11 protein-coding genes are annotated in these 9,017 nt (G+C 54.5%); 5 read left to right on the top strand and 6 right to left on the bottom strand.

What is annotated here, in order from left to right; genetic code table 11:
• Together IKE44_RS03630 and pckA are read left to right on the top strand one after the other, a co-directional pair.
• The coding region (locus IKE44_RS03630) for a hypothetical protein (RefSeq protein ID WP_287465029.1) at positions 1–182 on the top strand (182 nt) is incomplete at its 5' end.
• A gap of 94 nt (positions 183–276) precedes the next feature.
• Entirely contained in the window at positions 277–1,863 is a 1,587-nt protein-coding gene (pckA, locus tag IKE44_RS03625; RefSeq protein ID WP_287465028.1) for a phosphoenolpyruvate carboxykinase (ATP), read from the top strand.
• Between the two features lie 124 nt (positions 1,864–1,987).
• On the opposite strand, the gene IKE44_RS03620 is transcribed toward pckA, so the two are convergent.
• The 3 genes from IKE44_RS03620 to IKE44_RS03610 form a co-directional block, all read right to left on the bottom strand.
• Positions 1,988–2,938: an Rpn family recombination-promoting nuclease/putative transposase gene (locus IKE44_RS03620; RefSeq protein WP_049626453.1), complete on the bottom strand. Its 951-nt coding sequence runs from the start codon at positions 2,936–2,938 to the stop codon at positions 1,988–1,990.
• A 233-nt stretch (positions 2,939–3,171) separates the two neighbouring features.
• The gene (locus IKE44_RS03615) at positions 3,172–3,414 is read right to left on the bottom strand and encodes a DUF2584 domain-containing protein (RefSeq protein WP_033009830.1); all 243 of its coding nucleotides are present in this window, start codon (positions 3,412–3,414) and stop codon (positions 3,172–3,174) included.
• A 68-nt stretch (positions 3,415–3,482) separates the two neighbouring features.
• Positions 3,483–4,271, bottom strand: a complete 789-nt coding sequence (locus tag IKE44_RS03610) for an alpha/beta hydrolase family protein (RefSeq protein WP_049626452.1) — start codon at positions 4,269–4,271, stop codon at positions 3,483–3,485.
• A gap of 292 nt (positions 4,272–4,563) precedes the next feature.
• Here IKE44_RS03610 and IKE44_RS03605 point away from each other — a divergent pair, with 292 nt between their 5' ends.
• Genes IKE44_RS03605 through IKE44_RS03595 form a run of 3 tightly spaced genes read left to right on the top strand, consistent with a single transcriptional unit; the run spans position 4,564 to position 7,171 of the window.
• Positions 4,564–5,568, top strand: a complete 1,005-nt coding sequence (locus IKE44_RS03605; protein WP_049626451.1) for an ABC transporter substrate-binding protein — start codon at positions 4,564–4,566, stop codon at positions 5,566–5,568.
• A gap of 18 nt (positions 5,569–5,586) precedes the next feature.
• Positions 5,587–6,378: an ABC transporter ATP-binding protein gene (locus IKE44_RS03600; protein ID WP_287465031.1), complete on the top strand. Its 792-nt coding sequence runs from the start codon at positions 5,587–5,589 to the stop codon at positions 6,376–6,378.
• On the top strand, positions 6,362–7,171 hold the full coding sequence (locus IKE44_RS03595; RefSeq protein WP_033014564.1) for an ABC transporter permease: 810 nt from the start codon (positions 6,362–6,364) through the stop codon (positions 7,169–7,171). Before IKE44_RS03600 ends, IKE44_RS03595 begins: the two co-directional genes overlap by 17 nt.
• A 115-nt stretch (positions 7,172–7,286) precedes the next feature.
• Here the strand turns inward: IKE44_RS03595 and ytkD are convergent, their stop codons facing one another.
• The 3 genes from ytkD to IKE44_RS03580 all read right to left on the bottom strand — a co-directional run bounded on the left by ytkD (position 7,287) and on the right by IKE44_RS03580 (position 8,728).
• Positions 7,287–7,754 carry an RNA deprotection pyrophosphohydrolase gene (ytkD, locus tag IKE44_RS03590; RefSeq protein WP_033014565.1) on the bottom strand — a complete coding sequence of 156 codons (468 nt, stop codon included), beginning with the start codon at positions 7,752–7,754 and terminating at the stop codon, positions 7,287–7,289.
• A 58-nt stretch (positions 7,755–7,812) separates the two neighbouring features.
• On the bottom strand, positions 7,813–8,145 hold the full coding sequence (locus IKE44_RS03585) for a hypothetical protein (protein WP_033014566.1): 333 nt from the start codon (positions 8,143–8,145) through the stop codon (positions 7,813–7,815).
• A 142-nt stretch (positions 8,146–8,287) separates the two neighbouring features.
• The gene (locus IKE44_RS03580) at positions 8,288–8,728 is read right to left on the bottom strand and encodes a Dps family protein (protein ID WP_033014567.1); all 441 of its coding nucleotides are present in this window, start codon (positions 8,726–8,728) and stop codon (positions 8,288–8,290) included.
• Positions 8,729–9,017 lie beyond the last annotated feature (289 nt).

The raw sequence follows: 9,017 nt of genomic DNA, 5'->3' as shown, positions 1-9,017 counted from the left end.
CTTTTTTCTACCGCGCTTCGCTTGGTGGCCCCGACGAGCGTCGCGAACAAAAGTTCGCAACCCTCGTCGGGGAATCATTCCTGAATGTCACCCACAAATATTTTACTCACACAATTCATTTTTTATCATTTCCAGCCGCGAAAATTCTTTCCTCAAGGAAATCGACACATTGGGCAAAATAAAGTTTGAAAAACCCACACAATTAGTATGTACTATTAATAAAAATGTGTTATACTATTTTCAAGAGTGATTACAAAAAGAAGGCGGGTTTTGAATATGGGGATCGCAAACATGACGAATAAGCTTGATTTATTGCTACAAAAACCGTACGTACATCACCAATTGTCCGTCGCCGAGCTCGTCGAGAAAGTCCTGCAACGGAACGAAGGACGGCTGACCCACACCGGAGCCGTCGCGGTGACAACCGGCAAGTACACGGGGCGGTCGCCGAAAGACAAATACATCGTCGAAGAACCGTCCACGAAGCAAACGATCGACTGGGGAACGGTCAACCAGCCGATGTCTCCGGAAACGTTTGAGAAACTGTACGACAAAGTGCTCGATTATTTAATGAAACAAGATGAACTGTTCGTCTTTAAAGGCTTTGCCGGCGCCGATCCGAAATACCGGCTGCCGATTCAAGTCGTCAACGAATTCGCCTGGCACAACTTGTTCGTCCATCAGCTGTTCGTCCGCCCGAGCGCCGAGGAGCTCGCCGCGCACGAGCCGCAATTCACCGTCATTTGCGCGCCGAACTTTAAAGCCGACCCGAAGGTGGACGGGACGCGCTCGGAAGCGTTCATCATCATCTCGTTTGAACGGCGCACCGTGTTGATCGGCGGCACCGAGTATGCCGGCGAAATGAAAAAATCGATTTTCTCGGTCATGAACTATGTGCTGCCGGAACAAGGCACCCTGCCAATGCACTGCTCGGCCAACGTCGGGCAGGAAGGCGATGTCGCCCTCTTTTTCGGCTTGTCGGGAACGGGAAAAACGACGCTCTCGACCGACCCGAACCGCCGCTTGATCGGCGATGACGAACACGGTTGGACAAGCCGCGGCATTTTCAACATCAAAGGCGGCTGCTATGCGAAATGCATCAACCTATCGCGCGAGAAAGAGCCGCAAATTTTTGACGCCATCGGCTTCGGCGCGGTGCTCGAAAACGTCGTTCTCGATGACGCGACGCGGGTGCCGAATTACGACGACGGCACGCTGACGGAAAACACACGCGCCGCCTACCCGCTTCAGGCGATCCAAAACATCATCGACCCGAGCGTCGCCGGCCATCCGTCCACGATCGTGTTTTTGACAGCCGATGCGTTCGGCGTCCTGCCGCCGATCAGCAAGCTGACGCGCGAACAGGCGATGTACCATTTCTTAAGCGGCTACACAAGCAAGCTCGCCGGCACCGAACGCGGCGTCACCGAACCGGAAGCAACGTTCTCAACGTGCTTCGGCGCACCGTTTTTGCCGCGCCCGGCCGTTGAGTACGCGGAAATGCTCGGGCAAAAAATCGCCGAACACAACGTCCGCGTCTTTTTGGTCAACACCGGCTGGACAGGGGGGCCGTACGGCGTCGGAAGCCGCATGAAGCTCGCCTACACCCGGGCGATGGTGCAAGCCGCCGTCGAAGGGGAGCTCGACAACGTCGAAACGGTGCAAGACCCGATTTTCGGCCTCGCCATCCCGACCCGCGTCCCGGGCGTGCCGGATGACGTCCTGCAGCCGCAAAACACATGGGCCGACAAACAAGCATACGAACAAAAAGCAAAAGAGCTAGCGCAAAAATTCCGCGCCAACTTCCAAAAATTCGCCCACATCGATCCGTCCATCGAAAAACTCGGCGGACCGCTCGTTTAACAAGAACCCAGCCGGACAGGGAACCGTTCCCTATCCGGCTGTTTTTTCGAACGCATAACATGATTGTCGTCGATCCCCCAGGATTTTTGCACGATTGGAGGTCGACGACAATGCGAAGGCAGGTTTACTTCTTCAGCTGTTCAATCTTTTCCACCGGCAGCCCGGTCAGCTCGTGGATCGTGTCGACATCGTACCCTTTCGCCAACATTTTCTTCGCGATGTCGATTTTCCCTTCCTCGATCCCTTTTTGACGTCCCTGTTCAATCCCTTGCTTCATCCCTTGCTTTATTCCTTGTTTCAACCCTTGTTCGATTCCTTGTTTGACTCCTTGTTGAATGCCTTTCTCGATTCCCCGCTGTTCGTATGAGATGATGAGCTCCATCACTTGTTTCGCTTCCTTCGTCTCCATTTGGCTCACCTCGTTTCGCAGTTGGATTTCCTCCGCTTCGGACAACCGCAAATACGTTTCAAAAAACCCAAACAACAGCCGCTGCTTCGCCTCATCGAGCTCAAGGCGGACTAGCATGCGCAAAAACTCCTTTTTCACTTCCACCTTCTCGCTTTCATTATACCCCATTTTGCTTAACAAGGCGGCGGCAACCGGATTGTCACGGCGGATGTACTCGCGCCACGGCAGTTTGCGCAGTTCCACCGTCAGAAAGCGGAAGTCAAGAACCGTCAAAAATGGAAATTGAATCATCAATGAGGAAGGTTCGTCGTGGCGTTCGTCGTAGCTGAAGATGACAATCGGGAAGATGCGGCGGCGGTGTTTTTGAAACAAGCGGCTGAAGTAGAGGAACATTCGCTCGGGGAACGTCCGCTGCTTATAGCTTTGATGTTCGACGTGAACGATGACGAGCCCGTCTTCCCCTTTTACCTTTGTTTCGACCAACAAGTCGACGCTGCGCTTCTCCCCGGCTGTCACGTCGGTGAACAGCTCTTCGGAGAGGAAAGAGAGATGGTGAACGTCGATGTGCTCGTACACGTCAGGAAAGAAAAGAAGCAAAAAGTCTTCGAAAAACGTCGACAGCAGCTCCTTGAACAACCGGTCGTGATCGATTCGCTGTTTGGCCACGTTTTCCCTCCTTGCGATATCAAATACATTGCATCCTATTCGCTTTCTTCCGGCCCAACTCCTGCTTTTCCCCGAACTTTTTCATCCGTTTCGCTGTTACGGCCGGAATCGGGGCAAGCGGCCTAGTTTTCCCTCGCTTCCAAAACAGGGAGCGCAAACCGTTCTTCCGTTTGCGCTCCCATTCCCCGTTTAGTCGGCCGTCCCATTCGGTGCGGCTCCACGGTCTCCCGCATTCAATTCGTCGAATACAGGCTGACGAGCTCGTACGTCACCGTCGTCCGGTTGTCTTCCCACTCGAGCTTTTTCACGACCGCGATGCCGCTCGCTTCGCTTTGTACGGTCCGGCGCACTTCAAGCGGCACGTCGAGCGGATACAAGCGGTATCCGTCTTTTTCCAGCACAAACACATTTCCTTGAACGCGCTGTTCCTTCCCTTTGGTCACAATGACCGTCTGCACTTCCATCGGCATGCCCATATGATTTCAACCTCCTTGGCTGCCCATCGATTCGTTGGCGGCCGCGCCGCCTTTCTACTCGTATCGTATCACACCGTCGGCTGTTGTTTCATCCATTGTGTAAGCCTTTGCACCGTCTTGCGGTTGGCTGGCGGCGGAAAATAGTGAGTGAACGTGGGGAAGTACCATGCGGTCACCGGTTTGCCGAGCTGCTTCAACCGCCGTTCCAGCCGCCAAGCGTGCTCAATCGATACGTTCTCATCACGTCCGCCGTGGATGATGAGCACCGGGGCCTTGAGCCGCTCCAAATGGTAGAGCGGCGTGCGGTGCCGATAGCGCTCTGGGCATTTGTTCGGCGTCCCGCCGATGACGCGCTTCATCATCCGCCGCAAGTCTGGCCTCTCTTGATACGTAAGCGCCATATCGGTCACCCCTCCCCAAACTGCGACTGAACAGACCTTTTCCGCCATAAGGGCGGCATGAAGCGCCATCGCCCCGCCGCGCGAGAAGCCGAACAGATGGACGCGCCCCGGGTGGACGAGCGGGTGGCGGCGAAGAAGCTCAAACCCGGCAAATGCGTCATAGCGATCGTCGCCGGCGAAATCTTCGTTCCCTTCCCCGCCTCCGTTGCCGCGGTAAAGTGGGGCGAAGACGGCAAATCCGCGCGACGCGAACTCGATGAGGCGCGGCACTCGCACCTGCCCGACGTTTTTGATCCCGCCACGCAAATATAAAAACCCGTCGTACACGCCGTTTCCTTTCGGCGCCGCGAAAAACCCTTTCACCTTCAGCCCTTGGGACATATAGGTGACAACGAACACCTCGATGCCCGGGTGCGGCGACGGAAACCGGTATTGGTCGATGATGTCCCCGTCCATACGCCCGCCTCCTTCTTACGCGAAACTAGATGATGAGAACCACCCGTCATCATCCCCCAACGCCTTCTTTCATTAGGGCAAGTGGAGATGTCCGACTGCCTCGCCGCTCTTGCATGCCGCCCCTTGGAAGAGCATCAACTTGAAAAAGCCCTCGAGCGCTAGGAACGGCCCGACCGCCACCTGTTCTCGGCCGACCGCCTATTTTTTCTAGGCCTTCACACATTTTTCCCTCCTGCATACGATAAGGTGAAACCAATGTTCACCGCACGTGGACGAAAAGGGGGTAAGCCGCATGAAAAAATGGATCGCATGGTTGTGTTCGCTTCTTCTCCTTTTGCCGCTCACTGCCTGCAACAACGGCGCCGACGAAGGAAAAAAACCACTTAAAACCGTGCGCCTCGCCGAAGTGACGCGTTCGATTTTTTACGCGCCGCAGTACGTCGCCTTGGCGAAAGGGTTCTTCAAGGAAGAGGGGCTCGATGTCGAGCTGACGACGACATGGGGCGGCGACAAAACGATGACGACGCTTCTTTCCGGGGGCGCGGACATCGCGTTGGTCGGTTCGGAAACATCCATTTATGTGTATGCACAAGGGACGGACGATCCGGTCATCAATTTCGCGCAGCTCACGCAAACCGACGGGACGTTTCTTGTTTCCCGCGAGAAAATCGACCACTTTACATGGGAGATGCTGAAAGGAAGCACGTTCCTCGGCCAACGGAAAGGCGGCATGCCGCAGATGGTCGGCGAGTTTGTGCTGAAAAAACACGGCATTGACCCGCATCAAGATTTGAAGCTGATCCAAAACGTCGATTTCGCCAACATCGCCAACGCCTTTGCGAGCGGGACGGGCGATTTCGTCCAGCTGTTTGAGCCGACGGCGAGCCTTTTCGAACAAGAAGGAAAAGGCTATATCGTCGCTTCGTTCGGCATGGAGTCCGGACGCGTCCCGTACACGTCGTATATGGCAAAACGAAGCTACATGAACGAAAACAAAGACGTGATTGAAAAATTTACGCGCGCGATCTACAAAGCGCAGCAATGGGTCGAATCACACAGCGCAGCTGAAATTGCCAAAGCCATTCAACCGTACTTTAAGGACACGGACTCGGCCATCATCGAAAAAGTGGTTGAGCGCTACAAAAGCCAAGGGACCTACGCGACCGATCCGATTTTGGATGAAGAAGAATGGAACAACTTGCAAACCATTATGGCCGAAGCCGGCGAGCTGCCGAAGCGCATCGACCTGAACACGCTTGTTGATTCGTCGTTTGCCAAAAACGCGATGAACAAGTGACGAAAGCAGGTGAACGAAATGTTTCTTGCCATCGACCGCCTTTCGCACACGTATTTGACGAAAACGAACGCCGTCACTGCACTCGATGATGTGTCGCTGTCCGTCGAGAAAGGAGAATTTGTCTCCTTTCTCGGCCCAAGTGGCTGCGGCAAAACGACGCTTTTGTCCATCATCGCTGGGCTGATTGAACCGACGGAAGGGGCGGTCCACATCGAAGGCCAACCGATTTGGCCGAGCGGAATGGCCGCGCCGACGGCGCGGCGCGCGGTCGGCTACATGCTTCAGCAAGACTACCTATTCCCATGGAAAACAATCGAAGAAAACATCCTTCTCGGCTTAAAAATGACTAGAACGCTAACTGCTCAAACCAAAGAACGGGCGCTCGCTCTGCTGGCGGAGATCGGCCTTGGCGGCGTCGAGTCGTATTACCCGAGCCAGCTGTCCGGCGGCATGCGCCAGCGTGCGGCGCTCGTGCGCACGTTGGCGACCGACCCGAAGCTGCTGTTGCTTGATGAACCGTTTTCCGCCCTCGATCAACAAACAAAGCTGAAACTGGAAGAACTCGTTTGGAAGACGTTAAAACAATACGAAAAAACAGCGGTGCTCGTCACCCATGACATCGAAGAAGCCATCGCCATGAGCGATCGCATTTTCTTGTTTTCGCCGCGCCCTGGGCGCCTTGTGCGGACGTTTGTCATCCCGGATGAACTGCGCGGCCGCCCGCCGCGTGCCGCCCGCCAGCATCCGGCGTTTTCGCCATTGTTCCAATCCATTTGGAAGGAGATGGAGGCTCTTGAATCAAGCTCCTGACCGCATCCAGTCGCTGCACCGTGAATACCTCGCCGCATTGCGCAAAGAGCGGCGAGTGATCCGCCTTTGGCAGACGGCGCTACTTGTCGCCTTTTTCGCCGTCTGGGAAGCGGCGAGCCGCTTTCATTGGGTCGATCCGCTCCTATTCAGTTCGCCCTCCGCCATCGCCAAGCTGTTTGGCGAAAAACTCGGCGATCATTCGCTGTTTGTCCACACGTGGGCGACATTGTTTGAAACGTTGCTCGGCTTTCTGATCGGCACCGCCGGCGGGGCGCTCATCGGCGCGGTCCTCTGGTGGTTTCCGCGCCTGGCGAAAACGCTCGATCCATATTTGGTCGTCTTCAACGCCATGCCGAAAGTCGCCCTCGGGCCGATTTTGATCGTCGCACTTGGGCCGGGATTTACGTCGATTATCGCCATGGGCGTCGTCATTTCGGTCATCATCACAACGATTGTCGTCTATTCGGCGTTCCAAGAAGTTGATCCGAACTATTTGAAAGTGCTGCGGACGTTCGGCGCCACCCGCTACCAATGCTTTAAAGAGGCGGTGCTTCCGGCGTCGTTCCCGGCGATCATTTCGACGTTGAAAGTGAACGTCGGCCTCGCTTGGGTCGGCGTCATCACCGGCGAGTTTCTCATCTCCAAGCAAGGGCTTGGGTATTTAATCATTTACGGCTTCCAAGTGTTCAACTTCACCCTTGTGTTGATGAGCCTGCTCATTGTCGCCTTGCTGTCGACCGTTATGTATCAGCTTGTCGCCTTGATCGAAAAAAAATGGGGAAACCGCCGCTAGCGGGACGCTCGCCGAATGTTGACGGGCGTCTCGTTTCATTCCTGTCCTCCCAATGAGCCGGCATCCGCCGCTTTTGGGAAGCCCATCTTCGGGAACCTCCGATCGGCGCCCCTTTTCAATCGATCAGCCCGCGCTGTTTCAACTTGGCAAGCGCCAGTGAAAGCACGTCATCTTTCATGAAATAGCTGAAACGCTGATCGGCGCGGATGTCATCCGGCAGCGCCTCAAGCAGCACCGGACCGTTCGTTTCCAAATACGACCCCCGCTCGACGAGCGCAGCGATGTCGGCAAAATAAATGTTTTTCACGATATCCGGCTCCACTTTATATTGGCCGATGTATTCGAGCCGGCCGACAATTCCCCCCGTTTCTTCCATCACTTCGCGGGCCGCGGCTTCCGCCGCTGTTTCCCCTTCTTCCACCTTGCCGCCGGGAAACTCAAGGCCGCGGCGCGGATGATCCGTCAACAGCCATCGCCCGCCATAGCGGCACATGACCCATACATGCCCGGGGGAGGGGGAAAACGGATGATCCGCAAAGGCCAGCCGAACGCGATGTCCGTAATAATCGCGAAATTCATGCATCGGACTCTCCCCTTTCCTCTCCCCATTATACAGAAAAACACCGCTCGACTCGCGGCGTTTACTCTTCTTTTTCGTCCGGAAGAATGCCTATCGAGCGGATGTGTGCTTTCGCTTCGTCGTTGCCGAGCTCATAAATCATTTTGTAAATGTCGACCATCGTCCGGTCGTACGCATCGTTTTCCCGGTCGTAATGGTATTGAATATACGGCACGTGGGCGCGCCAAAACGCCTGCCAGTCGGTCGAGTAGTTCTGGTCGAAATACTCGCGCAGGCGGGCGATTTCCTCATCAGTCGCCTCGATTTGAAAGTCCCACGGCGACGCGGTTTTCAATTGGGAAATTTCCCCGGTTGCCATCGACACGTAATACGTCTTTTTCCGTTCGTCTGCCACCTTCGTTCACTCCTTCTGCTCTTTTTGCTTAGTGTGGGGCAATCGGGGAAAACTATGCTCATTTTATTTCATCTTTCAACAGCTCGATCGCCTTGGACGAAGCAAAAGGCCGTCCCCCGGCCTGAGGACAGCCTCCTTATTCTTATCGTCCTAAGAACGATTTCAACATCCAGACGTGTTTTTCCAAGCTGCGATGAATGCCAAGCAGCATATCCCCCGTCGTTTCATCGTTCACTTCATCCGCCAGCTGCATGCCTTCTTTCAATTCGCCGATCATCGTTTCAAAGTCGCCGACAATCGAAGCGACCATTTGCTCCGCCGTTTCCGTCCCGGCTGCTTCTTTGACGGACGCCTGCTTGAGGCAGTCTTTCATCGTCGCCACAGGCTTGCCACCCAAGGCCAACAGCCGCTCGGCCAGTGCGTCAATGTGGATCGCGGCTTCGTTGTACAGCTCTTCGAATTTTTCATGCAGCGTGAAAAACTGCGGCCCGGTGACATACCAATGATAGTTGTGCAATTTCACGTACAACACAGTCCAGTTGGCGATTTGCTTGTTGACAAGATCGATCAGTCGAGTTGTCATCCTCTCACTCCTCCTTATGGTTCTTGTACCCAGCTGGCTTGTTGATGAAACATGGAAAACGTGTCGATGGATAGCTTGCCCGATTTCACCGGAAATATGAACGCCAGCTCTGCCAGATATGGTATAATAAACTGTAGATGAGCAAAACCACTAACATAAATTTACATCGAAACAAAAAAGGAGACATGAACCCGATTCCTTGGTTAGAATAGATGTGCTACCAAACCATTTACAAGGAGGTTCATATCTAATGAATAGATTAGCACATCATCAAGGAATTCACAAGTTT

This window comes from Geobacillus sp. (genome assembly GCF_017515625.1).
Taxonomy (GTDB): Bacteria; Bacillota; Bacilli; order Bacillales; family Anoxybacillaceae; genus Geobacillus; species Geobacillus stearothermophilus.
This window is presented reverse-complemented; position numbering and strand designations above follow the sequence as displayed.

Excerpts from the sequence above, each read along its gene's own strand:
- pckA (WP_287465028.1), top strand. The coding sequence starts at position 277 with ATGGGGATCGCAAACATGACGAATAAGCTTGATTTATTGCTACAAAAA.
- IKE44_RS03615 (WP_033009830.1), bottom strand. The coding sequence starts at position 3,414 with ATGGGCATGCCGATGGAAGTGCAGACGGTCATTGTGACCAAAGGGAAG.
- IKE44_RS03610 (WP_049626452.1), bottom strand. The coding sequence starts at position 4,271 with ATGGACGGGGACATCATCGACCAATACCGGTTTCCGTCGCCGCACCCG.
- IKE44_RS03605 (WP_049626451.1), top strand. The coding sequence starts at position 4,564 with ATGAAAAAATGGATCGCATGGTTGTGTTCGCTTCTTCTCCTTTTGCCG.
- IKE44_RS03600 (WP_287465031.1), top strand. The coding sequence starts at position 5,587 with ATGTTTCTTGCCATCGACCGCCTTTCGCACACGTATTTGACGAAAACG.
- ytkD (WP_033014565.1), bottom strand. The coding sequence starts at position 7,754 with ATGCATGAATTTCGCGATTATTACGGACATCGCGTTCGGCTGGCCTTT.
- IKE44_RS03580 (WP_033014567.1), bottom strand. The coding sequence starts at position 8,728 with ATGACAACTCGACTGATCGATCTTGTCAACAAGCAAATCGCCAACTGG.